28 protein-coding genes are annotated in these 23942 nt (G+C 55.1%); 9 read left to right on the top strand and 19 right to left on the bottom strand.

The features are described 5' to 3' along the window. Positions 1-15: 15 nt before the first annotated feature. From tssC to IFT47_RS19295, 3 genes are all read right to left on the bottom strand, one after another. Positions 16-1518, bottom strand: a complete 1503-nt coding sequence (gene tssC / locus IFT47_RS19305; protein WP_065988946.1) for a type VI secretion system contractile sheath large subunit — start codon at positions 1516-1518, stop codon at positions 16-18. Between the two features lie 14 nt (positions 1519-1532). Beyond that, a complete protein-coding gene (gene tssB, locus IFT47_RS19300; RefSeq protein WP_062387737.1) occupies positions 1533-2066 on the bottom strand; it encodes a type VI secretion system contractile sheath small subunit in 534 nt (177 codons plus the stop codon). A 69-nt stretch (positions 2067-2135) separates the two neighbouring features. Further along, a complete protein-coding gene (locus tag IFT47_RS19295; RefSeq protein WP_065988947.1) occupies positions 2136-2885 on the bottom strand; it encodes a hypothetical protein in 750 nt (249 codons plus the stop codon). A 596-nt stretch (positions 2886-3481) separates the two neighbouring features. Here IFT47_RS19295 and IFT47_RS19290 point away from each other — a divergent pair. Continuing rightward, a complete protein-coding gene (locus IFT47_RS19290) occupies positions 3482-4045 on the top strand; it encodes a hypothetical protein (RefSeq protein ID WP_192173532.1) in 564 nt (187 codons plus the stop codon). A gap of 293 nt (positions 4046-4338) precedes the next feature. Here the strand turns inward: IFT47_RS19290 and IFT47_RS19285 are convergent, their stop codons facing one another. From IFT47_RS19285 to IFT47_RS19270, 4 genes are read right to left on the bottom strand one after another with little or no spacing between them, the layout of a single operon-like run. Beyond that, complete coding sequence (locus tag IFT47_RS19285) at positions 4339-4896, bottom strand: HD domain-containing protein (protein WP_192173533.1); 558 nt, start codon at positions 4894-4896, stop codon at positions 4339-4341. A gap of 5 nt (positions 4897-4901) precedes the next feature. Further along, the gene (locus IFT47_RS19280) at positions 4902-5240 is read right to left on the bottom strand and encodes an immunity protein Tsi6 family protein (protein ID WP_192173534.1); all 339 of its coding nucleotides are present in this window, start codon (positions 5238-5240) and stop codon (positions 4902-4904) included. Positions 5241-5272: 32 nt separating this feature from the next. Then, positions 5273-5536: a hypothetical protein gene (locus tag IFT47_RS19275; RefSeq protein WP_192173535.1), complete on the bottom strand. Its 264-nt coding sequence runs from the start codon at positions 5534-5536 to the stop codon at positions 5273-5275. A 40-nt stretch (positions 5537-5576) separates the two neighbouring features. Then, positions 5577-5840 carry a hypothetical protein gene (locus tag IFT47_RS19270; protein WP_192173536.1) on the bottom strand — a complete coding sequence of 88 codons (264 nt, stop codon included), beginning with the start codon at positions 5838-5840 and terminating at the stop codon, positions 5577-5579. 199 nt (positions 5841-6039) lie between these two features. Between IFT47_RS19270 and IFT47_RS19265 the strand changes: the two genes are divergently transcribed. Next, the gene (locus tag IFT47_RS19265; RefSeq protein WP_192173537.1) at positions 6040-6747 is read left to right on the top strand and encodes a hypothetical protein; all 708 of its coding nucleotides are present in this window, start codon (positions 6040-6042) and stop codon (positions 6745-6747) included. Positions 6748-6914: 167 nt separating this feature from the next. On the opposite strand, the gene IFT47_RS19260 is transcribed toward IFT47_RS19265, so the two are convergent. The 6 genes from IFT47_RS19260 to IFT47_RS19235 all read right to left on the bottom strand — a co-directional run bounded on the left by IFT47_RS19260 (position 6915) and on the right by IFT47_RS19235 (position 9846). Next, a complete protein-coding gene (locus tag IFT47_RS19260; protein ID WP_192173538.1) occupies positions 6915-7346 on the bottom strand; it encodes a hypothetical protein in 432 nt (143 codons plus the stop codon). A 6-nt stretch (positions 7347-7352) separates the two neighbouring features. After that, positions 7353-7661 carry a hypothetical protein gene (locus tag IFT47_RS19255; protein ID WP_192173539.1) on the bottom strand — a complete coding sequence of 103 codons (309 nt, stop codon included), beginning with the start codon at positions 7659-7661 and terminating at the stop codon, positions 7353-7355. Between the two features lie 154 nt (positions 7662-7815). Further along, entirely contained in the window at positions 7816-8337 is a 522-nt protein-coding gene (locus tag IFT47_RS27695; RefSeq protein WP_244655976.1) for a hypothetical protein, read from the bottom strand. A 92-nt stretch (positions 8338-8429) separates the two neighbouring features. Continuing rightward, complete coding sequence (locus IFT47_RS19245) at positions 8430-8729, bottom strand: hypothetical protein (protein WP_192173540.1); 300 nt, start codon at positions 8727-8729, stop codon at positions 8430-8432. 141 nt (positions 8730-8870) lie between these two features. Beyond that, positions 8871-9134 carry a hypothetical protein gene (locus tag IFT47_RS19240; RefSeq protein ID WP_192173541.1) on the bottom strand — a complete coding sequence of 88 codons (264 nt, stop codon included), beginning with the start codon at positions 9132-9134 and terminating at the stop codon, positions 8871-8873. Positions 9135-9312: 178 nt separating this feature from the next. Further along, the gene (locus IFT47_RS19235) at positions 9313-9846 is read right to left on the bottom strand and encodes a hypothetical protein (RefSeq protein WP_192173542.1); all 534 of its coding nucleotides are present in this window, start codon (positions 9844-9846) and stop codon (positions 9313-9315) included. 388 nt (positions 9847-10234) lie between these two features. On the opposite strand from IFT47_RS19235, the gene IFT47_RS19230 reads away from it, so the two are divergent. Further along, positions 10235-10777: a CbrC family protein gene (locus IFT47_RS19230; protein ID WP_192173543.1), complete on the top strand. Its 543-nt coding sequence runs from the start codon at positions 10235-10237 to the stop codon at positions 10775-10777. An 18-nt stretch (positions 10778-10795) separates the two neighbouring features. Beyond that, entirely contained in the window at positions 10796-11266 is a 471-nt protein-coding gene (locus IFT47_RS19225) for a hypothetical protein (RefSeq protein WP_192173544.1), read from the top strand. A gap of 2 nt (positions 11267-11268) precedes the next feature. Here the strand turns inward: IFT47_RS19225 and IFT47_RS19220 are convergent, their stop codons facing one another. From IFT47_RS19220 to IFT47_RS19200, 6 genes are all read right to left on the bottom strand, one after another. Then, the gene (locus IFT47_RS19220) at positions 11269-11556 is read right to left on the bottom strand and encodes a hypothetical protein (RefSeq protein ID WP_074887899.1); all 288 of its coding nucleotides are present in this window, start codon (positions 11554-11556) and stop codon (positions 11269-11271) included. Continuing rightward, positions 11553-12476: a hypothetical protein gene (locus tag IFT47_RS19215; RefSeq protein ID WP_192173545.1), complete on the bottom strand. Its 924-nt coding sequence runs from the start codon at positions 12474-12476 to the stop codon at positions 11553-11555. The genes IFT47_RS19220 and IFT47_RS19215 overlap by 4 nt, the downstream gene beginning before the upstream one ends. A 214-nt stretch (positions 12477-12690) precedes the next feature. Further along, positions 12691-12927 (bottom strand): DUF6966 domain-containing protein, encoded by a 237-nt coding sequence (locus IFT47_RS28215; protein WP_446731165.1) that lies wholly within the window; start codon positions 12925-12927, stop codon positions 12691-12693. Between the two features lie 94 nt (positions 12928-13021). Further along, positions 13022-13423 carry a hypothetical protein gene (locus IFT47_RS19210; RefSeq protein ID WP_197983970.1) on the bottom strand — a complete coding sequence of 134 codons (402 nt, stop codon included), beginning with the start codon at positions 13421-13423 and terminating at the stop codon, positions 13022-13024. Between the two features lie 142 nt (positions 13424-13565). Next, entirely contained in the window at positions 13566-13790 is a 225-nt protein-coding gene (locus IFT47_RS19205; protein ID WP_192173546.1) for a hypothetical protein, read from the bottom strand. Further along, complete coding sequence (locus IFT47_RS19200) at positions 13790-15295, bottom strand: DUF6861 domain-containing protein (RefSeq protein WP_192173547.1); 1506 nt, start codon at positions 15293-15295, stop codon at positions 13790-13792. Before IFT47_RS19200 ends, IFT47_RS19205 begins: the two co-directional genes overlap by 1 nt. Positions 15296-16044: 749 nt before the next feature. On the opposite strand from IFT47_RS19200, the gene IFT47_RS19195 reads away from it, so the two are divergent. From IFT47_RS19195 to IFT47_RS19175, 5 genes are read left to right on the top strand one after another with little or no spacing between them, the layout of a single operon-like run. Next, positions 16045-17898, top strand: coding sequence for a type VI secretion system Vgr family protein (locus IFT47_RS19195; RefSeq protein WP_192173548.1), 1854 nt, complete (start codon positions 16045-16047; stop codon positions 17896-17898). Positions 17899-17930: 32 nt separating this feature from the next. Beyond that, on the top strand, positions 17931-18500 hold the full coding sequence (locus IFT47_RS19190) for a hypothetical protein (RefSeq protein ID WP_244655977.1): 570 nt from the start codon (positions 17931-17933) through the stop codon (positions 18498-18500). 33 nt (positions 18501-18533) lie between these two features. Beyond that, the gene (locus IFT47_RS19185) at positions 18534-18998 is read left to right on the top strand and encodes a DcrB-related protein (protein WP_192173550.1); all 465 of its coding nucleotides are present in this window, start codon (positions 18534-18536) and stop codon (positions 18996-18998) included. Positions 18999-19001: 3 nt separating this feature from the next. Next, complete coding sequence (locus IFT47_RS19180; protein WP_192173551.1) at positions 19002-23234, top strand: RHS repeat-associated core domain-containing protein; 4233 nt, start codon at positions 19002-19004, stop codon at positions 23232-23234. Positions 23235-23237: 3 nt separating this feature from the next. Next, positions 23238-23867 carry a hypothetical protein gene (locus tag IFT47_RS19175; RefSeq protein ID WP_192173552.1) on the top strand — a complete coding sequence of 210 codons (630 nt, stop codon included), beginning with the start codon at positions 23238-23240 and terminating at the stop codon, positions 23865-23867. Positions 23868-23942: the final 75 nt, after the last annotated feature.

The following is a 23942-nucleotide window of genomic DNA, read 5'->3' as shown; positions in this document are numbered from 1 at the left end:
GCAGACCCGATTCGGTTAACCGCGTGTGGATTGCGGCAGTTCGGCGACCAGTCGCAGCGACGCCGTCAGTTCATCCAGTTGGTAGTGCGGACGCAGGTACGTCACGGCCTTGTACACGCCAGGCTTGCCCGGCACTTCGAAGACTTCGGCACGGGCTTCACGCAGCGGGAACTTGGCCTTGGCTTCCTGACTGGCGGTGTCGTCGAGCAGCACGTAGCTGGACAGCCACTTGTTGAGGAACATCTCGACGTCTTTGCGCGAAGCGAAGCTACCGACCTTGTCGCGCATGATCGCCTTCATGTAGTGAGCGATGCGCGAGGTGGCGAAGATGTATTGCAACTGCGCCGAGAGACGGGCGTTGGCATTGGCGATGTCGGTGTTGTACTGCTTTTGCTTCTGCGTCGACTGGGTGCCGAAGAACGCCGCGTAGTCGGTGCCCTTGCAGTGCACCAGCGGAATGAAACCGAGGTCGGAGAGTTCTTTCTCGCGGCGGTCGGTAATCGCGATTTCGGTCGGGCACTTGAGGGCGATTTCGCCGTCGTCGGTCTTGAACGTGTGGGTCGGCAGACCTTCCACCAGACCGCCGCCTTCCACGCCACGAATCGCCACGCACCAGCCGTAGCGGGAGAACGCGTCGGTGACGCGAGTGCCGAGGGCGTAGGCAGCGTTCATCCACAGGTATTTGTTGTGGTCGCGGCCATCGACGCTTTCGACGAAGTTGAATTCCTCGACCGGCGTGGTATCCGGGCCATACGGCAGGCGACCCAGCACGTGGGGCAGGGTCAGGCCGACATAACGGGAGTCTTCGGAATTACGGAAGGACTTCCACTTGGCGTATTCGACGGTGTCGAAGATCTTCGCCAGGTCACGCGGGCCGGACATGTCGGTGAACGAGTCCCAGCCAAACAGCTCAGGCGACGCCGCCGAAATGAATGGCGCGTGGGCCGCGGCGGCGACGTGGGAGATCTCTTCGAGCAGGTACATGTCTTCCGGGTTACGGTTGAACTCGTAATCACCCAGCAGCATGCCGAATGGTGCGCCACCAAAGGTGCCGTACTCTTCTTCGTAAATCTTCTTGAAGAGCGCGCTCTGGTCGAATTCGGACGAGGCCTTGAGGTCACGGACCAGGTCTTTCTTCGACGCATTGAGCAGGTGAATCTTCAGCGTGGTGCTGGTCTCGGTCTGGTCGACCTGGTATTTCAGACCACGCCAGGACGCTTCCAGCTGCTGGAATTCACGGGCGTGCATGATCTCGTTCATCTGCTCGGAGAGCATCGAATCGATCTCGGCGATGCGCGCATCGAGCACGGCGATCAGGTCTTTGCTTGGCGTCATTTCGCCTTCGAGCACCTGGCCCACCAGCTCGCCGATCAGATCACGGGTACGGGTGCGTTCGGTTTCGGAGCGGGCAACACGGCTTTCGGAAATGATGCTGTCGAGCAGCGAAGACTGCGGGGCGAAGTTTTCCACTTCAACCAGATCAGTGTCCTGCTGGGCCACGGTTTGTTTGTCGTTCATGGTCGTGCTCCTGCTTACTCTTTGGCGTCGGTGGCGGGAACGGCGGCTTCACGACCGAATTCCTTGCCCAGCGTTTTCAGCTTCTCGGTGTTCTGCAACACGTCCATCAACAGCTCTTCAAGCTTGTCGTTGCCGCCCATCTTGTTGCGCAGATCGGCAAGCTTGTTGCGCACTTCCAGCAGCTTGCGCAGCGGCTCGACTTGCTTGACCACGTTCTGCGGTTCGAAGTCTTCGAGGGCGTTGAAGTTGAGCTCGACGCCCAGCTGCGTGCCGTTCTTGGCCAGCGTGTTGTCGACGCGATAGGCCAGGCGCGGCTTGATGCCTTTGAGCACGCCATTGAAGTTGTCGCGGTCGATGAAGATGAATTTGCGATCCTTGAGCTTGGGCAGTGGCTCAAGGGGGTTGCCGGAAAAATCGCCCAGCACGCCGACGACAAAGGGCAGCTCTTTCTTTTCCTGAGCATCGCCGATGTCGACGTCGTAGGTGATGTGGACCCGAGGGGCGCGAACGCGGTCGAGTTTGTGCTGGGTACTTTCCTTCTTCGCCATCGTGTTCTCCTGTGCGAGCAACTCGCTGCAAGTCATTTTGCGTGTCGGCTCGACGTTGAGCCGAGTGCTTTACAGTCCTTCGATCGTCATCAGCAGGCGCTGACGAATCTCATCTTTCATGTCCATGATGCTGTCCTGGCCCACCAGTTCTTCAAAACTGGCGTTCCCGGCAATCTGCGTGCTGCTGCGAATGACCGAGTCGTCCGGCAGCGTCGAGCGCACCGGGGAGCTGATCACGCAGAACGGCAGGTCGCCAAAATCCTTCAGTCGCTCAAAACTCACCGGAAACCGCAGGCCGTCAAACAAACGCCCAAGGCCCGGTGATTTGCTGACGCAGTAAAACAGCACCAGGTAGTGCACGACGAAACGGTACAACTCGGCGCTGCTGCGGTTGGGGTCTTTGATGACGCTGCGAAAGCGCGCCAAGTCAAAGGAGTTGAACCCGATCACCCAGCGCGTCGGGCTGGTGATGCGGATGGTCTGACCGCTGTCGGCCAGGACCTTGTCGTATTCCAGCGGAAACAGCTCGGGTGTGGTGCTGATCAGGTTCAGCGGCACTTCCATCTCATTGACCAACTGGAACGGAGACGCCGAACCAATCCTGTCGTACAGCTCTTTGAGTTCCTTGAAGTGATGCTGGGTCTCCCGACCACTGCTGCGCTGGGCACCCTGGAGGTACTCACCAAACAGATTCTGCGGACGAATCAGCAGCGCCAGCGTGGCCAGGTAATCGGACGCCTGTGCTTTAAGCACGTCGGAAATAGCCCGGGTCTGGCTGCGCAGCTTTATGAGTGCTTCTACGTCAAACGTTTGAGTCATTGGTACATCGTCCCTGAACCCTTCTCAACAATGCGGCGAATGCGGCGAAACATAGTGAAGAGATCGCGTCGCCCGGCTGGCACACCTTCTCGAAAAGCTGATTCGGATGAAAGTCATCCCGAAAACTCAATGCGAAGGTTAGGCACATGAAACGTGGCCGAACACCGATAGCTAGTAGCCAGCAGTGTCAGCTCAGGCAGTTAATTGTGTGGGAAAGTTCCTACAGACGCGAAGTTTTTCTCACATTTGATACAGCTCGCAATGATGTCTCAAGGCTACTAGGGGACTTTATGGGGTGGTCGGAATGGCTCTAGCCCTTGTGGATCAAGGGCTGCAGGGTTTTATTGGATCCCTTCGGCAGGTGTAAAGAAAAGCGCGGAAAGGTGAACCGGTTCACCTACTGATCTGAACTAAGCGGGCAACTAAGGAAAATGAGTGGAAACGAGTGGGGCGGAGGGGGTGGCAAGTCTCGGGATTTTTTTGCGGAAATTGGATTTTTTCGGGGGAGGGGTGATGTAGTTTGCGCAGGTTCGGCTTGAGTCTTTGGCTTGGGTCGAACGTGTTTTTGTGGACGTTATTTATCAAGGAGCGGGGCTATGGAAATGCGAGGTTGGTTGAGGGCGATTCTGGGTCGCGAGGGGCGGGTGGAGGAGGTTGTGCCAGGGCCGAAGTCAGAGTCAGCTTCTGCCGACGGCAAGGAGCAGGGGCAGGAGGAGCCGTTATCGCGGGTGCAGCAACTTCTCAGCGGGTTGCCGGTTTGTCAGGCGCCTGGTGCGTTCGCGACGCCGCCGCCCGTTTGTCCTTCGGTCTGGGAAAGAGACAAGGCATTACTCGCCAGGTATCACGCCTATGTGGACGACGCCGAGAAGATTGGCTGGCGAGCGCTGCCGGACCCTACTCAGGAAGAGGGACGTGCGCTTGCAGCGCAATGGCGGTCCAGGGCGATCGACCTTTCCAACGCCAAAGCCACCGAGCAATGTGACGGAATTTACTGGTACTTCCAAAGCGCAGCCATCGCTTCACTGTTCGCGGACGGACCGGAATCGGAAGCCTTTGCCCGCTACAGGAGAGATGCGGAATCGTATCGGGGATGGCGCAGGGTGAGCGGTCAGGTGCGGTTGTTTGATGAGTATGTGAGCGTGATTGCGTCTGGCCCATAGCTCAAGCCGGGCGCTGAGTGAAGGGCTGACTGGACCCTTTGGGCTAGACCGCTTCGCGAGCAAGGCCCGACTGGTCTCATGTGGGCCACGGATCCGGGACACACTGCAGATTCTGTGGGAGTGAGCTTGCTCACGAAGAGGCCAGTGCACTCAGCAGATATCCGTCGGCTGGAATACCATTCGCGAGCAAGCTTGCTCCCACGGGATGGTGGGGTGAGCCGATATGTTGGCCAGTTTCGGAAAACTTGTGGGAGTGACCGGAGTGGCGCTTCACCGTGCTCACGAAGAGGTCTTCAGATGTCCCGCTGCTCATCGACGTACAAGGATTTGTAGCGCGCCATGGCATCGTTGAGTCGGCGCTTCAGGTAATCATTGGTGTGCCCAAGCGCCGCCAGGATCTGCGCAGATTCCTCGTGATAAGACGCGCGCTTTTCCAACGACCACGTCGATGGCGCGGATTGGAGATTGGTGATCCGGTCGCACAGTTTGATCGCTGCCGCTTCCCGGGAATGCGCGGCGATCGCCTGGAAATAGCGCTCGTCCGAGAACGGCACGATCAGGTTCTTGCTCAGGCAGGCGACAGTCGATGCGACAACGGCGCCGAACACTTCAGCCAATGCCTCCTCCGAGATCGCGGTGTCCTCGATCACGTCGTGCAGCAGCGCGGCAGGCATGGCGATTGCCAGATCACCGATGTCACTTTCCCGGTCCGCGAAAATCAGCTCGTTGGCGACCATCGCAACATGGGTGGTGTACGGCAGATTCGATCCCTTCATCATCTGCCCGACGTGGGCGTGAGAAGCGAACAGCCAGGCTTTGTTGTAGAGATGCTGCAGATCGGTGGACGTCAATCAATTCACTCCTGAGATCGGGGAGATGGGCGGTGAAGGCTTTCCAGGGGCTGGCCGTCGGGGAGCTTGATTTTTAAACCGCGACCGATCTGGATGCCGATGTAGTAAGCGATGCCGAGTGCATGGGCAAGCTCCGGATCCGTCTCCTCGAACTCCTTCCCGGCCAACGCGCCAATGGTCAGTCTGTGCAGGCGGCTCTTGTCTCTTTCGGTGCCCAGCAAGACGTTTCTGATGAAGTCGAGCTGGATCAGCGCGCTTGCGTAAAGGGGGAACGCTGGACACGATGCCTCCCTCTGGCGCGTGATCGCTATGGCTTCGTCGATGTAGTCGATGGCTTTTTTCAACGGGTCGTTTCCCTGTCGTACGGAGGCGTTTGCTAGATCGCGGTGCCTCTGTTCCAACCTGGCTTTTGCATCAGCAATTCGTCCAGCTCCCTCCGGCGGCAACGGTTGACGAATTCAAGCGCTGAGGCGAGATCGTGGTGGAAGCGTTCGAACATTTGTTGGTCTATTGCGTAATATTCTTCGTAGTCCACAAAGCCGCTGCTTACCGGAAATGATACGTAGAACTGGCCTGAGGTTTCTTCGACTCCCAGGGAGAACATTTCTTCTCGGTTTACGTGGATCCGGGTGAATTTCATGCTGAGGTACCTAACGATGGTCTTTGGATTCGCCGCAATGCTAGCAAGCGAAGCCTCGTTTCGAGCCTGGCTTTTGCATCAGCAACTCGTCCATCTCTCGCCGACGGCAACGGTTGACGAATTCAAGCGCTGAGGCGAGATCGTGGTGGAAGCGTTCGGACATCTGTTGGTCTATTGCGTAATATTCTTCGTACTCGATCAAGCCGTTGAAAACAGGGAAAGCCACAAAGAACTGGCCTGAGGTTTCTTCGATGCCAAGACAGAACCTTTCTTCTCGGTTTACGTAAGTGTCGCTGAATGTCATCGTTCGTAGGGCTCCAGTTTGCTTGCTAAAGCAGCTTTAGCGCTGCCTCATTATGCAATATCTGATAAAGCTCGCTGCGCAAAGCTTTACACAGGTTGGTTGTCGTTGAGCAAGGCGGTGCGAATGAGGTCGAGTTTTTGTCTGGTCAACCGTCAGTGATCGACGATGAATGTATGTGCTTATGGGCTAGGGAACGGTAATGATTGATGCGCATAATCTCAAGAAGGTCAGTTGGACATTGCTAACATTCCTTTTATCCATGATGGCCCTAGGTCCATCAAATCTTGAATATTTCTGGCGTCTGTACCTCGTGGTGGCCCTACTAGCGATTCTGTGGACCCTCTACCTGGTTTATTTTTGTGAGAGATTTACCGTTTATATGATTTCGCTGGTCGTGGCGTTTTTAGGCGCGTTTTGTTTACCAGTCTGCTCGGTCGCGTATCTCGCTGCAGGAAGCATCTGGGGCAAAGAGGGTCTTTTGCCCTTATTGCTAGGGTGCGCGCCGGTTGGTATCACGCTGCTGACCTACTATGCACTGGCCAGAGGTAGATCATCCTTTCATCCGTTCGAATATGACGGGCTAAAAGTTCAGCCGAGGTATGAGAATAGACAGCGATCAGTTGCCTCGTATAATCCCGTGTTAGTTGCCGGGGCTACAACCTTGGCGGCAAGTATTACTATAAATTCACTCGGCCATTTAACTGCTGCAATGGTCGCTATGGTTGGACTGCAGGCGTTTTGCATCGCCGCGTTGTTTCACGCTCGGCACATCATCAGGGGGCTACGCGCGCTCCGCCTTCAAGAACAATCAATGCCTACGCCCTACACGTTCATGCAAATTGACCAAATCCGTGAAGCGCGGAGTCGTTGGTATTTGAGCAGATGGTTCACGTCGATCGCGTCTTGAGGGTGTCGCAGGATGACTGATTGCTCGATGATTCGTCTCGACTTGGTTTGGTGGGTATTTCGCATCGCTGATTTGTGAACGGTTATAGCGACGGAAACGGCGCGGTGTGGGTTGACCTCATCCGATAGCCCGGCGGGATGGAGCCGGAAGGCATTTGCAGGCCACAGTTAGATCGCTTCGAAGGCTTGCTCAGCCTCGATAATGATCGAACCCAGTCTCAAGTTGTAAGGCCACTGATCGGTAATGACTCTACCCATTCCGAGTTTACGGTGGCTGATCAGTTCCGGGATCTCGTCTCGCAAAATCAGGTGCAAAGCCTTCAGTAATTCTGCTTTGAAACGATTGAGCTGATCTACGGTGGTGATCTCAACAATCGCCTGCGTCCGCTCGGTCAGTGCGCAATCAATGGCACGAATGGCCGCTTCTATTTTTTGTTTGGCGGTTTCGCTGCGGTTCATGGTGGTGGCGTCCTGCATGACTTTTCTTCCGTTTCCAGGATTCAAAACATCCCCGCGCACGTGACCAAGACTGTCGGCAGCATACCGGTGATGTGCGCCGGTTGGGGAGGGCGGGCGTTGCTCAAGCCAACCAAACGCCATCAGCGCCTAGTCGTTTTGAGACATGAATTCACGCATCCATTTCAGGGCCGGCGTTTTTCCTCCCGTGAGCTCAATGCAAAAAGTAGCAAACGCCAGCTCAAGCGCTTCGTACGCCTGGAGGCCTCGCTCACTAAAGCGGTATCGCCCTGGAATCTGGCCCCACTCCCAAGGCGTCGTAATCGCCCCTTCCATGACGAGCTTTAGCAGAGGCTTCAGTTCAGCGTATAGCTCCGCTGCCTCAGCATCGAGATCGGCATAGGCCTTGAGCTCGGTTTCCAGGTTGAGTGCTGCAGCTTTAAGCTGGATATTGCTCATGGTGAATTCCTTCGCATGCAGCTGGGCGCTATTCAATGCGAAGCCAGCGCAACGTGGACGCAGAAAAGGGGGGCCGCTGAAGCAACCCTAGTGGGGCCGATCGAGATGTCTACTACGCACCCTCGCATAGTGGAGAGAGCAGTCGGGATTGCCTTTACTCAGAATTCTGGGTTTTATTCCTGGATTCGATCCATAGTTTTAGCGACGTTGGTTCGCCGCCGGTCACTTCCATCGAAAAATCAGCGTACGCGTCTTCAAGCTCGCCGTACTGTTGAAGGTTTTTCTCGGTAAAGCGATAGTGGCCAGGTACTGCTCCTACCTGAATGGGTTCGGATAGGTTGCCTGCTTTCGCCAGCTCCAATAACGGCTTTAAATCGGAATTGAGGGCAGCGGCTTCGGGATCTATTTTTGAGTATTGATCGAGCTTATGCTGGAGAACCAAGGCAGTGCGTCTTAGTCTGGTGATATTCATCGCTAATTCCCTACCATCCGGGTTGTCCGGCTGTGCGCCAAGCCCGTTCACTTTCATGCCCGCAGGTTGGAGCGGAGACAGATGAGCGTTGCCGCTGAGGCTAGCACGCATTGGTTCAGGCAACAGGGTGCGAATTGTCGGCCCCTGTTTCCTCATTAGCAGATGTCGATCCAGTCTCGCGTCTTTGATCCAGAAGGGTGTCATATCGCGACGTCAGGCTAGCACAAAACGTGAATAACCAAATGACCCAGGCGCCGGGGTGAAGCTAATGACAGTGGTCTGGGGAAGGTGGGTTGTCACTTCATCTGTTCTCGAAGCCACTTCAAAGCTGGCGTCTCTCCCCCTCTTGCCTCAATCGAAAAGTCCGCGAATGCATTTTCCAGGTCGCGATATTGCTGGAGGTTTCTCTCTGTAAAGCGATAACGCCCCGGCACGTCTCGCACTTCTAGCGGGGTCGTGAGAGTGCCAGCTTTTGCTTGTATCAATAATGGCTTCAAGTCAGCATGAAGAGCCGCGGCTTCTGGATCTATCTTGGAATGTATCAACAGCTGGTATTCAAGTGCAATGGCTAGTTCTTTGAGTCTTGGGATGTTCATGGTTAATTCCTGATTGGACCTATAGGTTTGACGGATGACCAATCTCCGCGATTTGGAATAAAGTAGAACGCCGTGCTGCTGGGTACCGGAGGTTATCCATTTCCAGCAGCTGCTGCCATCACTATGTTTGGCTTGAGAGTGTCAGTCAGGCGAACCTCTCACATCTCCAGGCTTTTGGATAAGCAACTCGTCCAGTTGTCTGTTTCGACATTTCGTGACAAACGCTAATGCAGCGTTAAGGTCCTTTTTAAATAGTTCGAGCTGTGCATGACTAATCTCGTAATACTCTTCATAGTCAGTCATACCGTTAGTCACCGGAATTGAAGCATAAATTTTCCCAGAGGACTCCTCAATACCTAGGGAAAAGCGCTCCTCGCGATTAAAGTAAATGTCTGTAAATTTCATAAGGTTCTTTTCGGTAGTAGAGTGGTCATAAATCGATCCGCGGATAATTTGCCGGGATCAATAATGGAGTGAAAGTTTTCAACTAAGGTCACAGGTCCTGAAATTACAATCAGCTTTCACGGGCCCGGCATGCCTCTGTCAAAGCTTCAAGCGAAAGTGCCATGTGGCGAAGGCATCGCTAAAGATTGTTAGGCACGAAATTCGGACCTTCAAGCTTATCTCGGACCCATGATGCCAAGCGCATCAATGGCTCCCAGAGCCCTTGCTTACTATTCCACGACGCGCCTCCCCACCGAGTATCGGTAATCAATTCAGCTTTGTTAACCTCCAACTCCTGCTTAAGCATACCTGCGACGACGTCTGTGTCCATTTCAAAAAGCTCACGATACTTGCCATTTGGATTTAGCCTCTTTTGGGCCAAACAATCGTGGTAAAAACAGATCCAGTCAGATACAGCATAGATCGCTCGATTTTTGTCTGGATAGGTTTTCAGAACTATCAACATTGCTGTTACTAATTCGCCCGGAAACGTTTTATCTTTAGTCTTTGTCCAATAGTCGAGCACCAGCAAGTTGAAGGCCGCTCTCACGTTTTGCGGTTCGTCTGTGTCTCTCTTAGCTTCTTGAAAATAGAAAGGCTCGCCGACGATAAATTTGTCGAGTGCGCCGTCCGCTAGCGCGATCAGCAACACATTGTCCAGGTTATCTGTCATTGGGTTCACGTCCTTGCGCAGTCAATTGCACGGATGGCCACCTGTTTTTTTTGGCGGTTTCCCTGCGGTTCATAGTGGGGGTGGCATCCGGCATGATTAATCCTTTCGTTTCCAGGGCCCAAGGCCTACCCGGGGCACGTGACCACACTCCCGCTAGCATACCGGTGATGCGCGCCGGCCGGGTAGGATGAGCTCCTCAGCTTGAAGCTAGATATTAGCTATGGTGAATTTGCTCCGCACGCAGCTGTGTTTCCAAGCCAAGCGCGTGTTCGCTGATCGCCATGGAGATGTGCCGATTTATGTTCACCTGGATGAGCAATCCGCCATTTTTTTACTCGATTCAAGTAGCGTGCAAGAATGCGATTAAGCAATCACCAAGGATGCGTTTATGACTCTGCCCCACTTTACCTACCATCCCGATCCCGTCGGTACCGGTTCGGTGCAACCTTCTTCCGTCACGTGCGTGAGTTGCAATCAGGCCCGCGGCTACATATACGCAGGGCCGGTATACGCCATTGAGGAATACGAAAACTGCATCTGCCCTTGGTGCATTGCCGACGGGAGTGCGCACCAGCGCCTGGGCGCGACGTTTGTCGATGACGAGAGCGTTGGCCTGGATGGCGATGACACGCTGAGCGAGGCGCAGATCGCCGAAGTCTGTCAGCGCACGCCTGGTTTCAGCGGGTGGCAGCAAGAATGCTGGTTCACTCACTGCGACGACGCGGCCGAATTCATCGGTAAGGCCGGCCACAAAGAGTTGATTGAAATGGGCCCGGCAGCCATCGCCGCCGTTCAGGACTCAACGGGATTGGAGGAGGGGCCGCAGTGGCAAGCGTTTTTAAATGCTCTGGATAAGGATCATGGCCCTACCGCCTACCTGTTCAAATGTCGTCACTGCGCCACGCTGGGCGCTTATCAAGACAACCATTGACGCCAAATGTTGAAGTCTATGAATAAAACAGAATGGCAAGCTCTCAAGCTCAGGCTTAAAAAGTACTTCGCGATTTTCTTCCTGGTCTGCCTCGGAGGGGCACTTATCTATGGCTACATCCACAAACCTGAGCTTCCTCCTCAAATAGTCCTGAAGCAAAACTTCATACCAGGGGAGTGGCTTTATATCGTGGAGGAGGGGAGGGACCCTTCAGATCCCAAGTGGCTAAAGTTCTACATGGATCATCGTGAATCGACTGACGAAACCATGAAGGTGTATTTGGGCAAGACCCCGCCCTTCCTGGTCTCGGACACCGACTTGAAAGACGTGGAAATCCAACGTGTCCCCAACGGCCTGCATATCAAGCTGAAAGGAGCCATCTCGGATTACAGCAGCGACCTTTACCTGAAAGACGGGGACACTTACACCACTTACCGTGTAAGCCTTGAACAGGTCGAAACCCGACCGCCTTTGCTGAGCGGTCGGTGAGCTTATTTCAACAAGGCGATCACTGCGCAGGCCAGCATGATCAACAGCGCCGGCCATTGCATCGGTATAAAAAAGAAGTGGTGGCGAACGCCATCGGGGTGAAGCTCGCGATTCAACACAAAACCCAGCACAACGTTGATGGCTGAACCAATACCCAAGCCCATCAAGAGTTGCATGAGCGATGTATTTCCGGGCTTAACGCTGGAATCCGGCCATAACCACATCATTAACATCAACATCGCTAATGGTGTGAACAACGTCATCCAGCCTGCGCCCCGATAGATCATCATCGGACGTTCATCTCAAAAACATTAGCGGCTGGTTTGCGTGCCTGCTCTTCAACTGCCAACACGACATCAAGCGTGTTGAGGAACAGGTCATGGCTCAGGATGCCGGTGGCGATGGTTGACAATACGGGTTTGCCGTTCTCATCCTTGATCACTACATTTTCGGTCCAGGCGCTGAGGTCTACCGTGCGCAGCGACGACACCGGCACTTTCTTGCCTTGGTACTCGAAGAAGTCCCGGCTCACAAGAATTGGCGCCGTTGTCACTTTAAGGAAGTTGCCGGTTACTCGCTTGCCCCAGACTTGCTTTGAACTGATGCAGTTGAAGGTGACCGACTGGCCCGCCTCCAGCGCTTCGGCCACAGCCGGCAGGCGTGCGCGGACGTGTAAGTCACGGACCAGTTCCTGAAATGCCTGGAAGCCTTTCAATGTATCAACCACTCGATGAAAGGGCTCTGAGGCATTACGACGATAGGCCAGGTTTGTGATCAGGCCGGTCAATACAGTTTGCCCGGAGCTGAACAGGTACAGGTCCTCTATCTCGGCAAACGCCGTGTAGTCGCGCTGGTCTTTAGTAATGCGCACGATGCCGTTTTCAAAAACTTCGTAGTCGGTACTGCGCAGCTTCTTGTGCCAAGCGGTGGTACCCAATAGGCATAGACCGATAAGGGCCAATAAGCCGGTCGTGAAACTAAATACGACGTCCTGGCTGGCGAAATTCATGGTCATCCCGCGGGAGGTGTGAAGCGTGACCGGGCCGTTATGGCCCATCTGCACAATCGTGCTCAGATAAAAGACGAACGCGGCGAGGCCCAAAAATACAACGGCCAATATCAGGCCGAAAATCAAAAAGGCCTTGCCCTGGCGGAACGTTGCGATCAGCTCGCCGGTGTCGGAAGAGGTGTGGGGGTTGTTTGGTTGCATGAGTGTTTGCGTCCTTGTCTTTGAATGGGTGCGCGGCCTTAGGCGCGGGGCAGGGTAGGTGGTGCTTTTTCTAGAGAGTGGAGCGGTGTAGCTGGATTCATGGCATACCCGGCGTGATTACTGTCAACGCTCCCTGTGCCCGTACTGCTTTTTTGAGCTGCCCCCAACCTTGCTGCTCGGCGGCGGATGCGACAGCGATGGGGTATAGGGATCGCTAGTGTTGCATGCAGAGCTCATATAACCGGGTGCGTAATTCGGCAAACTCATTGTTCTCGTCGATCAAGGGCTGGTCGTCATAGTACAAAACCATGTCAGTCAGGGACCCCATTCCTCCATACAATCCGATTATCTGTGAGAGGGCGAAGTCGTAGCCGTGGGGTAGATCTGCTCGATACTGATCGAGACGCTCAGCCCATTCGTATTTATTCCCGGCGCGTAGTAACGCGGACATGCGGATCATCGTCGCGCTTATCGAAATGCTCTTTGTCATCCCAGAGGCCCTGAGCCGATGACGCGAGCTCAACTCAACTACCGGGGATTACAGGCTACGTTTCCCGGCAAGTCCCTGGTCCGAAGGTGATTTCAGTAATAGGCTCGGCCTGGCTGCTGGAGTAGCTGTAAGTGATCTTGTTTCCCAGCTCTAGCATAAGCAAATAGGCAGTCTGGCTGCACAGCGCCTTCTGGATCTGTTGAGTCAGGTAACTCTCGTAGTACACCCGTTCACCTGGGCGATTTGCATAAACAGAAAGCGTGATCTTGTAGAGCACGGTGTGATCGGCATAGCTGATATTGTCGATGCGGGTCATAGGGTCGAGCATGATGGGAAGCTGTTTCTGTTGCTCGGCAATCACGGCTTCAAGTGCTTGCTCACTGTCCTGAGCGTAGGTCGGTGTTATGCAGCAGAAGGCTATCGCTGAGGCAATCAAGCATCGGATTAAGCGGCTCAAAATAACGTTCCTTGTTGTCGTTTACACGATTGGTGATTCAGGTGTAAATCTTTCTGCATGGAGGTCTGTATTGTGAATCAAGCACAGGATGACTCGTGGCTCATAACGGCGATTACTGTGAACCATTCCGCGTGCCGTTGACTTACTTACCTCGATCGTACTCAGCTTTAGTCATCTCCTCACCATACCGAAGAGCGTCATTGAAAAGACGGTTCTCGTGGGGAACGGGCTCGCGGCTTTCCTGCTCTCCATAGAACCGCACAAATACCTGCTGTGAAGCGTGATCCCATCGGTAAGTGACGTCCTCGAATGGGTAATCTACGTAAACATCTTCCTTTGCAAAGCGCTCCCCCTTGTTGATGCCCATTACAATCCCCTCACTGTGTCGTAGTAAGCCTTGCTTTTCGTGGCAATAGCCTCGGCACCGCTGGAAGTTGGACTCATTGTTCGCCAATCCTCATAGTAAGCATGTCCAAGACCGCCCGGCACACCGGCCTTGGAGGCCACGGCGTCATAGGTGTCGCTCCCCAACAGGTTTCTGGCCAACGCCTCAGGCTCTTTAGCAAAAATCATTTGGGGAGAGTTCACTTGAATTTCACCGGGTATGCCGGCTTTGGTCATGAACGATGAATTGACCCCACTGTAGCCAAGTGGGTCTGCAGCACCATCGATGATTTTCACCTTGGCACCGCGTTGCGCCAACTCCTGAGTAACTGACGCAATTTTGTCTGCGGGCACAATGATCGTGTTACGTGCCAGGTCCTTGATCTTTGTAGGGTCACCGCCGTAGTCATTGGCGATCTTTTCCAATGCTCGCGCCCTTGATTTGATCGGTGCTTTTGCAACCGTGCCGCCGTACTTGGCAGCGATCTCATCAGCCACGGCGTCTATCTCGGCCTTAGCTGCACCGGCTTTTGCATAGATTTCTTCGAAGGTTGGGCGTGTTTTGGGTGGTTTGGTAGATTTGGAGCTCTCGTTGGGCAGCGGTGGTTCAGGCTCAGCCTTTTTCAATGGCGTCACATCTCTCGCCTGCAATTCCGGCTGAGCCAGAATCTTCTGCTCATTGCGCGCTAACCACGCCGCGAATTCCTTGTTCGAAATATCGGCCTGTAGTTTGGCGCTGCGGGTAGCGATGCTCTCCAGACTGTTCATCACGCCGGCCTTCATCTGCCCGCGTGTCAGATAAGTCACGATGGCCGTTAGCAGCAGCATCACCAGTTGCTCTTGCCCGCGGGCCAACTGCCGAGCGGCGCGTTCGGTGCGCTCCTGGACCTGTGCAGCCGAACCGCCACTCGGGTCGAGGCCTACGGGTTTCAAACCATCTTCGGCGTGCCATGCGGTGGCGAGCCCTTCCTGCAACGTCGACAAGCATGCAGGCAGGCCCTTGTAGAAATACTCCGCAATGGCCGACAGACCCAGTGCCATGAGAATCACGTTGCCCACTTGCAGGCCGATCCCCGCGCCAGCGACGGCCCCGGGTGCTGCACCAATACCAAAAGCCCACGCGCCTGCAGCGCCGCCAAGAGCGCCACCCACTGCGACGCTGCCCCCAAGGATCATCACCACTTGCTGCACCAGCTTGATCAGTACCGGCAGAATTTCCTTGATGTTGATCGACGCCCATTTGCGGGTGAGATCGGACTGCATGATCGGGTAGGAGAGGGCCATTGCCTGCCGGACGTGATCGATTCGGGCTCCGCCCATGTAGCCGTAAGCCTGGCTGACGCCGTTACTGAGCCGGCGGCTCATACCGTCCCAACCGTCGTTCGCGCTCTGCAAGCCGCTGCTGACGCCTTGGTTGAGGGCGTTGAATTGTTCGTCGAGGTTTCGCTCGATGTCGTCCCAGCTTGGCACGTTGGCTAATAGGTCCATTTACACATCACAGTCCTTGAGGGGGAAGCGCTGTACAGCGTCCCGATGAGCGTGTCTATTGCGGCTGATCGTTATGGCTAGCACGTCGCCATCAGTAGACGTTAAGTCCGCTATCGACCGCTAACGTACGATTTAATTTCCGGCGATGCGCATTTTTCTCAGGTTTTTTACACTCGGCAATGATGGCAGAACACTCTCACTCAACCAACTGATGTCTATAGCCCCTGGCCAGCGCCTGTGATTACGGACACTTCGACATATTCGCCCGCCGTATAAGAAATTTCAAACGGGATCCACAATCCTGCACAACCCTTCGCAAAATCGATTCACCGGGTTGACAGCGGGAGGCGCATAAGTGTCTCCTTTGCCGCTGTGAAACATCTGTAACGATTCTGAGACTGTGATGTCGTTCGCGATTTACAGTGCCTGGTGGCACTTTCGTATCGCTGCGCGGTCGCAGTGTCCAGCAATTGAATTTTTACCCGGAACCTGCTGGCGGCGCTGCCGATTGCGCACATGCGCGCGGACCCGACCGTCGATTCCGAGACTGTTGTTTTAAAGAAGCGTCTGTAGCTCGGGTCCTACGTGATTGTAGGAATGCCCCCACGGCCGATGGCGAACCCGCCCCATGGCGCGTCATCCATCCGATAGCGACGATGCAACAAGGGCTCCGGCCCCTTGTCGGCTCGTAACCTGTTGTTGCTGAGCATGGCGGTAGCGTTCTACCCCGTGCCATCCAGGAGATTTTCATGATGATGGACCTTGCCGCGTTGCTCTCGCCCCAGAACCGGCGCCTGTTCAAGTTCAATAACCTCGCCAGTCCGGAACAGCAACTACTGCTCGAGTCCTTCAAAGGTCGGGAAGCGCTGTCCCAGGCGTATAGCTTCGAGCTACTGCTTATCTGCGAAGATTCCGGCGTCGAGCTCAAGTCGATGATGGGGCAGTTGGTCACCATCGAAATCGAACTGGCCGACAGCACGCCGCGCTACATCGCCGGTTACCTCACGCGCTTCGCCAGCACCGGCAGCGACGGCGGCATGGCCCGCTACACCGCGACGCTCAACCCCTGGTTCTCGATGCTGAAAAACCGCTTCGACACGCGGATCTTTCAGGGCAATACCGTCGAGGAAGTGGTGACCCAGGTGTTCGCCCTGTGCCCGGCATTCTCCCGACATGAATTCCGGCTGACCAAGCCGCAAAAGCGCTACACCTACATCACCCAGTACCGTGAAACCGACTTCAACTTCGTCCAGCGTCTGCTCGAAGAAGAAGGGATGTTTTACTACTTCGAGCACACCGCCGAAGGCCACACCATGATCATCTGCGACGACTCCAGCATGCTGCAGCCGTTGCCGGAACAACCGCAGATCCGCTTCCACACCGCGTCCGTCACCGAGACCGCAGACTCCATCACCAAGTGGAGCGGCAACCGCCAGTTGCAGGCGGGGAAGATGGCCGTGCAGACCTTCGACTACCGTCAGCCCAGCAACCGTCTGCCCGTCGGGATGAACAGCCTGAACAAGCAGGGCGACGTAGAGACGTTCGAGATCTACGACTTCCCCGGCCAGTACACCCACGGCACTTACGACGAGGGCGAAACGCTGTTGCGCCTGCGCATGGAAGCCCTGGAAATCCGCGGCAAGAAGTTCGAAGGCGCGAGCAACTGCCGTGCGATGAAGCCCGGTTACACCTTCGAGCTGGTGCAGCACTACGACCACGATCAGGGCTCGGCCGACGATCGCCAGTTCCTGCTGATGGGCGTTGAAAGCGAAGGCCACAACAACTACCTCAACGGCCACCAGGCGAGCTACTACAACACCTTCTCCTGCGTGCGCAAAAAGATTCCCTTCCGCCCGCAACTGTCCACGCCACGCCCGACCATCGCCGGGCCACAGACCGCCATCATCGTCGGCCCGCCGGGCGAAGAAATCTTCACCGACGAACTCGGCCGCGTGAAAGTCCAATTCCACTGGGACCGCAACGGTAAGTACAACGATCACAGCTCCTGCTGGGTCCGCGTCGCCCAATCCGGCGCCAGCGGCGGTTTCGGCAGCATTCAGATTCCGCGTGTGGGTGATGAAGTCGTGGTGGTTTTCCTGGATGGTAATCCGGACCGGCCGCTGATCATGGGCAGCGTCTACAACAGCAAGAACACCCCACCGTGGTCGTTGCCGGCGAACAAGACCCAGAGTGGTTTTCTTACGCGCTCGACCAAGGGCAGTGCGGCCACGGCGAACTTCTTCCGCTTTGAGGACAAGTCCGGCGCCGAGCAGATCCATATGCACGCCGAACGCAACTTGGACACCGAGATTGAGGTGGATGAAAAGCACGAGGTGGGGAATAACAGGACCATCACCGTAGGCGGCACCCACACCGAAACGATCAAGAACGACACCCGGATGAAGATTCTAGAGGGTTCGTTGGCGATTGAGGTCGACAAACAGTTCGTTCATATCACTGCCAACACCGAAATCGTCCTCACGGTCGGTGAGAGCAGCATCAAAATCATGGATGGCCGTATCGAGATCACGAGCAATTCGGTCGATATTTTTGGCAAGAATGACACCTTCATTCACGGCAAACGGGTCGATATAAACAAATGAGAAATTCGTCGATTCCCAGCACCAGAACCAGCATGTACGACCGCATCTCGGAAAAGCGCCTGGCCGCCGAGGCACTGGCCCGGCAGCAGGCGGAGGAGGCGGCCAGTGCTCCAGCGATCGTCATAGAGCCTGAACCCGCAGCGGTGGTACCGCTGCAACCTTCGCGCAACGAATTGAAGATCGCCGGCTTGGCGTTGCTGATGCCTCACGCGCTGACGTTTCGCGACCTTGACATGACCCTCGACAGAGAGGGCCAACCTGTCACGTTCAGCGCGAAGCGTCGCCCGGCGCCGGAGGGGCTGACACTGCAGCGCTCCGCCGAGCTCTACGTGGACAACCTGCGCAAGCATCATGGCGATGTCACCGTTGTGCGCCAGAGCGACTGCCTGTTGGCGGGCAGCCCGGCGGTTTCGCTGGATTATGCGTTCGTGGCAGGGGAGGAGCGCCGCCACGGTCGTGCAACCAGCGCCATCATCGCGCCTGCCCACGATAAAGAGCGCCAGTGGTTTAGCGTGTCGACTGTGATCAATCCAGAACATGCCGCGCTGGCGAGCTGGCTGATCGAGTTCGACGAAATGCTCGAGAACATCGCGGCTTTCTGAATCCCTTCTTTATAATTTTACGGACACACCTCAATGGACTATCAGCTTCAAGAAGGATCGATCACATTGCCGGAAGGCGTTCAGGACCGCACTGTCAATATGTTCGTGGTCGGTAACAGCGTTCCCGCTCCGCTGAACATCACGGTCGGCCGTGACAACATGCTTCCAGCCGAAGATCTGAACGCTTACATCAGCCGCCAGATCAAGCTCATCACATCGAAGTTGCGCGGTTACACCTTACTGGGCAAGAAGGCGGCGGAACTATCCACCGGCCAGACATTTGCCGGAATTCAGGTCGATGCCTATTACATGAACGATGGTCGGCCGGTGTACCAGCGGCAGGCAGCGTTCGAGATTCAGCCAAGGCGCATTCTTGTTTTTTCCACGACCAGCCAGGCCGACTTCAGCGCTGTGCAGGATGAAAACTGGCTGAAGCTCCTTACGAGCTTTCAGCCGCGTGAGGGCATTGTTGCCTCAACCAACACCGAACAGGAATAACCCATGTTCGAAGCGGCGCGTTGGGGGGACGGAATAGAACACACCGGGTCTTTGGGCGGTTTCCTGGCGGGTGCGGTCATTGGGATCGCGATGGCAGTTGCCGCTGGCGCGTTGATGACCTGCACGTTAGGCCTCGGCACCATCCTCCTGATAGGCGTACTTTCGGTGGGGGCCGGCGTAGTGCCTGCTCTCGGAGAAGCGTGGGGATCTTCGCGAACATCTCCTGCCGGGGGCATCCTGTTGGCAGGTTGTTCTACAGATGTGTATATCAATAGCCGCAATGCCGCTCATGCCATATTAAGCATGGCCACCTGCGATAAGCATCCGCCTCCAGTGAAGGTCGCTGAAGGTTCCAGTAACGTGTTCATCAATAACGTCGCGGCTTCGCGTAAAGGCGATAAGGTGACCTGCGATGCGAGAATCGCAACCGGGTCAAACAACGTCTTTATCGGCGGCGGCACCACGCGTTATCTTGATGTGGATGAGGAAATATCTGACGAGCTGCGCTTTGGTGTCGACATAGCGATCATTGCAGCGGGCGGGTGGCGGGCAATGGGTAATGTTTTCCGCCTCGGTCTGACCAAGGGGCTGAAAGCTGCTGGCCCTTGTGCTTTAAAATTTATGGGCTGGGTGACGGGTACTTACCTGGTCGGTCGCTTCATCGCCGGGCCAGCGATTGGAGGCGCACTAGGTGCTGCGACCGGCAATCCGGTGGACCTCACCAGCGGTCGAAAATTACTGTTTGAGTCAGGCGAAACCGATTTTGTGTTCCCGGGCCTGATGCCAATCGAGTGGTCCCGCTTCTACGCGAGCGACCTGACCGTCGACAGCGTGCTGGGCCGAGGCTGGGTGCTGCCCTGGGAACAAAGCCTGCGCAGAAGCGGCAGTTTTGTGTACCTCACCGACAACCAAGGTCGCAGCGTGCCCTTTGTCGACATCGAGCCCGGCGAAAGTGTCTACAACCCCTACGAACAGATTTATCTGGTCCGATCGCCCGGCGGTCACTACCTCCTGCAAACCCTCGATAACACCTTCTTCTACTTCGGCGAAGTGCCGGACGACAACACTTCCGTACCCTTGCAACGTCTGGAAAATGCACTCGGGCATTACCTGCATTTCTCCCGAACCGCCGACGGTGCGCTTACCGACATCAGCGCCCCCGGCGGCGTGCGGGTGCATTTGCACTACGACAATCCTTTGGGCCGCCTGACTGACGTCAAGCGCGTAGTGGGCAATGAAGCCGTCGAAACCCTCGTTCAGTATCGCTACAGCGACGACGGCCAGTTGAGCGAAGTGATCAACCGCAACGGCGATACGATGCGCCGCTTCAGTTATGCCGAAGGCGTGATGATCAGCCACAGCAATGCCCTGGGCTTGAGCTGCAACTACCGCTGGGAAACCATCGACGGTCAGCCGCGTGTGGTCGAGCACTGGACCAGCGATGGCGAGCACTTTCATTTCCGCTACGACTTCAAGAACAGAACTTCTTGGGCGGTAGACGTCCTCGGCCGTGAGCTTGAAGTGCATTACAACGAGGATCGCCTTGTCATCGCCAGCCGCGATTATGGCGGTGAACGGTACGCCATGGACCTGGACGAAGCCAGTAACCTGACCGGCATCACGCTACCCGATGGCAATAAGCTGGCCTTCAAGTACGACGACTTCTCCCGCCTGATCGAAGAGACCGATCCGCTGGGCCGCAAGATCCGCTACAAACACCACCTCGGTACGACGCTGGTGACTGAAACCACGTTCCCCGATGGTAGTGTCTGGAAAGCCCGATACGACGATAAAGGTAACCTGATCGCTGAAATCGATGCACTCGGCCACAAAACCGAGTACCTCAACAGCGACGATGGCCTGCCGCACACCATCATCGACGCCACCCACAAATCCAAATACCTGTGGTGGAACGAGCTGGCGCAGGTCGAGCGCTTTCAGGATTGCTCGGGCAAAAACACCTTCTACACCTACGACGATCGGTCTCATCTGGTTGCCGTCACCGATGCCCTGAATCAGACGACAAGACTTGAGCGCAAACCCGACGGTGAAGTGGTGCGTATCGAGCACCCGGATGGAACGTCCGAATCGTTTACCTACAACGCATTGGGTCAGGTGCTCACGCACACCGATGGCAAGGGTCAGATTACGCGTCTGCTGCGCACGGCGCGCGGACTGCCTGCCAGCCGCCAGGACGCCAAAGGCCAGCGCATCAGTTACGAGTACGACAAGGCGATACGCCTGACTGCCCTCGTCAACGAAAACAACGCGGCTTATCGCTTTGCCTACGATGCCTCGGATCGGATGATCGAAGAGAAACGAATCGACAACCTGACGCGTCGTTTCAGCTACAACCTGGGCGGGCATCTGACGCGGGTTGATGAAATCGGCTACGGCGAACGGGCAGAGCGGCCGCAGCGCAGCACCGAGTTTGAGCGTGATGTAATTGGCAGGTTGCTGGCCAAAGTGAATAAGGATGCGCGTCAAGATTACAGTTACGACGAAGCAGACCGGTTGCTCAGCATCCACCGCCAGCCTTCAAGCATTGGCAAGAAGCTGGGTGTTGAGGAAGAGACCCTCGACTTCAGTTATGACCTGTTGGGTCGCCTGATCAAAGAGACCACACCGCAAGGTGCGCTTGCCTACGAATACGATCCGCTCAGCAACCTGACCACGCTGACCTTGCCGACGGGTCAGCACCTGAATCATCTGTATTACGGCAGTGGCCACCTGCACCAACTGAACCTGGATGGATTGTTGATCAGCGACATGGAACGCGACGACCTGCATCGCGAGGTGTATCGGTCCCAAGGCAAACTCACCAGTTGCTTTGGCTATGACGCGATGGGCCGCAAGAGCTGGCAGTTCGCGTCGACATTGCCTGCGGAAAAGCTGTCGCAGATCCAGAACCCAGGCATCAACACGTCGTTGCTGGTTGATCACGCATATAACCCGATTCATAGGCGCTACGAGTACGACCCAGCAGGTGAACTGACCCGCACGCTCGACAAGCTGCGTGGCGAGATCAAGTACGAATATGAAGCCAACGGCCAATTGCACAGTCGTGATACTGGCCGCTTGGTTGATAGCGAAGAGTTCCGCTACGACGCTGCGGCGAACCGCCTGAACTTCAACACCAGCCAGTTCGACCAGGTGAAAGACAACCGGATCAAGCAATGGCGCGACCAGGAATATAGCTACGACGCGTGGGGCAACCTGATTGAAAAGCGAGTAGGGCTGGGCAAGCTGCAGACCTTCAGCTACGACTGTGAAAACCGGTTGGTGCGTGCCGAAACGATGGTTAACAGCCAAGTGCACAGCGTCGGCACGTATCGGTATGACAGCTTGGGTCGGCGGATTGGCAAGACGTCTGAGATCGACGGCCAGACCGAGCACAAACATTTCCTCTGGCAAGGCTTGCGGATGCTGCGTGAGGAAACGCCGGGGCAGAGTAGCGTCTACATTTATGAACCGGGTAGCTATGCGCCGCTAGCCCGGGTTGACCAAAACGAATGTGAGGCAGAGCAGAAGCTTTACTACTTCCATACCGACCAGATCGGCACGCCGCTTGAGATGACGGATGTCGACGGCCAGATCGTGTGGCAGGCGACGTATAAGGCGTGGGGAGAGGTCGAAACGCTTCCCGTGAGTGAGGTTGAGCAGAACCTACGTTTCCAGGGACAGTATTTCGACGACGAAACCCGCCTGCACTACAACACGTTGAGGTATTACGATCCCGAGGTAGGGCGGTTCCTAACGCAAGATCCAATTGGCTTACTGGGTGGATTCAACCTTTATCAATACGGTCCCAACACCACTGGCTGGATTGATCCAGCTGGTCTCTGTAAGAGCTCTGCAAGTGGAGTTAAAGGTACAAATAAAGCTACTCATGATCTAGAGCAGAATGGATACAAAATCGTCTCGGAAGAGGTGACGATGAAGGTAAATGGTAGCAGGGTGCGGGCCGACATTGTTGCTCAAGACGCACATGGTAACTACCATGTATTTGAAGTAAAACATGGCTCTGGAGGCCTTACCAAAAACCAGAAAGCCGCAGGTGTTTATAATATGTCCACCCCTAGTAACACTACGCAACATTTAGGTGGTGGTACTATAAAACCATCGCAAGGCACCCCTGGAACCTTCAAGGTAGATACAAAAGGTCCGCCTGGTCAAGTTTTGGGTGGTAAGGGAGCTATACATGACGCGACTTTTAGTGTTTTAAAGTATCGGTGATTTATGAACAAAGAAGAACGGATTTATTTCGAAAACGAACTTTTGGCAAGCCTTAGAAGCCTCGAGTGGCCTGGATTGACGCTTACGGCTGTGAAAAAGGGATTGAAATTTCGGCTTGGCAAGGAGTTAGTTGCTCAGCTTGACTTTCAATATTTGGTTAAGGCTCAAGCATATACTCTAATTGGTCGTGTCTTCGGTGGGCCAATTTTTGAATGCTGCTCAAAGACTATTCCTCCTTATAAAAGTAATTTGGGAAGCGATGCTTGTTTTTCGTTTACAACGTCTGGACGGCAGGACAAAAAGTTCAGCACAAACGTTTATGGAACCATCAGTGCTCCAAAAGTTGAGGAGGTCGGGGCGGTGTGCACGCATATTCGGTGCGCGCTTGAAAACTACTATATTCCCTTGGTCGCAGGATGCATACTGCCTAGTCAGCGCACCATTGAGGATGTGTTGGCATCTCCTACAGACTACGCATACCCCGCACTGTTTGTTCGATGCGCGATTGCTTTAAAGCCAGAAATTATCAGCAAGGAAAAGCTCAAAGAAGTTATGTCCAATAAGAAAATTATAAAAAATAAGAATTTTGATCTGGGCCTTTTAAGTGTCTTTGAAAATTTAAATGCTGGGTAAAAACTTGGGTATCGGTATTAGTGCGCTTGATAGTGCTTCAGCTCTAGTTTGTTTAAGGCTTTTTGAGTTCATTCA

The sequence above is a fragment of the Pseudomonas sp. CFBP 13711 genome (assembly GCF_014842265.1).
Lineage (GTDB): Bacteria > Pseudomonadota > Gammaproteobacteria > Pseudomonadales > Pseudomonadaceae > Aquipseudomonas.
Note: the sequence above shows the minus strand (reverse complement) of the source record. Positions and strands in the feature narration are given on the sequence as shown.

Excerpts from the sequence above, each read along its gene's own strand:
- tssC (WP_065988946.1), bottom strand. The coding sequence starts at position 1,518 with ATGAACGACAAACAAACCGTGGCCCAGCAGGACACTGATCTGGTTGAA.
- tssB (WP_062387737.1), bottom strand. The coding sequence starts at position 2,066 with ATGGCGAAGAAGGAAAGTACCCAGCACAAACTCGACCGCGTTCGCGCC.
- IFT47_RS19295 (WP_065988947.1), bottom strand. The coding sequence starts at position 2,885 with ATGACTCAAACGTTTGACGTAGAAGCACTCATAAAGCTGCGCAGCCAG.
- IFT47_RS19290 (WP_192173532.1), top strand. The coding sequence starts at position 3,482 with ATGGAAATGCGAGGTTGGTTGAGGGCGATTCTGGGTCGCGAGGGGCGG.
- IFT47_RS19275 (WP_192173535.1), bottom strand. The coding sequence starts at position 5,536 with ATGAAATTCACCCGGATCCACGTAAACCGAGAAGAAATGTTCTCCCTG.
- IFT47_RS19270 (WP_192173536.1), bottom strand. The coding sequence starts at position 5,840 with ATGACATTCAGCGACACTTACGTAAACCGAGAAGAAAGGTTCTGTCTT.
- IFT47_RS19265 (WP_192173537.1), top strand. The coding sequence starts at position 6,040 with ATGATTGATGCGCATAATCTCAAGAAGGTCAGTTGGACATTGCTAACA.
- IFT47_RS19260 (WP_192173538.1), bottom strand. The coding sequence starts at position 7,346 with ATGGCGTTTGGTTGGCTTGAGCAACGCCCGCCCTCCCCAACCGGCGCA.
- IFT47_RS19255 (WP_192173539.1), bottom strand. The coding sequence starts at position 7,661 with ATGAGCAATATCCAGCTTAAAGCTGCAGCACTCAACCTGGAAACCGAG.
- IFT47_RS27695 (WP_244655976.1), bottom strand. The coding sequence starts at position 8,337 with ATGACACCCTTCTGGATCAAAGACGCGAGACTGGATCGACATCTGCTA.
- IFT47_RS19245 (WP_192173540.1), bottom strand. The coding sequence starts at position 8,729 with ATGAACATCCCAAGACTCAAAGAACTAGCCATTGCACTTGAATACCAG.
- IFT47_RS19240 (WP_192173541.1), bottom strand. The coding sequence starts at position 9,134 with ATGAAATTTACAGACATTTACTTTAATCGCGAGGAGCGCTTTTCCCTA.
- IFT47_RS19235 (WP_192173542.1), bottom strand. The coding sequence starts at position 9,846 with ATGACAGATAACCTGGACAATGTGTTGCTGATCGCGCTAGCGGACGGC.
- IFT47_RS19230 (WP_192173543.1), top strand. The coding sequence starts at position 10,235 with ATGACTCTGCCCCACTTTACCTACCATCCCGATCCCGTCGGTACCGGT.
- IFT47_RS19225 (WP_192173544.1), top strand. The coding sequence starts at position 10,796 with ATGAATAAAACAGAATGGCAAGCTCTCAAGCTCAGGCTTAAAAAGTAC.
- IFT47_RS19220 (WP_074887899.1), bottom strand. The coding sequence starts at position 11,556 with ATGATGATCTATCGGGGCGCAGGCTGGATGACGTTGTTCACACCATTA.
- IFT47_RS19215 (WP_192173545.1), bottom strand. The coding sequence starts at position 12,476 with ATGCAACCAAACAACCCCCACACCTCTTCCGACACCGGCGAGCTGATC.
- IFT47_RS28215 (WP_446731165.1), bottom strand. The coding sequence starts at position 12,927 with ATGTCCGCGTTACTACGCGCCGGGAATAAATACGAATGGGCTGAGCGT.
- IFT47_RS19205 (WP_192173546.1), bottom strand. The coding sequence starts at position 13,790 with ATGGGCATCAACAAGGGGGAGCGCTTTGCAAAGGAAGATGTTTACGTA.
- IFT47_RS19200 (WP_192173547.1), bottom strand. The coding sequence starts at position 15,295 with ATGGACCTATTAGCCAACGTGCCAAGCTGGGACGACATCGAGCGAAAC.
- IFT47_RS19195 (WP_192173548.1), top strand. The coding sequence starts at position 16,045 with ATGATGATGGACCTTGCCGCGTTGCTCTCGCCCCAGAACCGGCGCCTG.
- IFT47_RS19190 (WP_244655977.1), top strand. The coding sequence starts at position 17,931 with ATGTACGACCGCATCTCGGAAAAGCGCCTGGCCGCCGAGGCACTGGCC.
- IFT47_RS19185 (WP_192173550.1), top strand. The coding sequence starts at position 18,534 with ATGGACTATCAGCTTCAAGAAGGATCGATCACATTGCCGGAAGGCGTT.
- IFT47_RS19180 (WP_192173551.1), top strand. The coding sequence starts at position 19,002 with ATGTTCGAAGCGGCGCGTTGGGGGGACGGAATAGAACACACCGGGTCT.
- IFT47_RS19175 (WP_192173552.1), top strand. The coding sequence starts at position 23,238 with ATGAACAAAGAAGAACGGATTTATTTCGAAAACGAACTTTTGGCAAGC.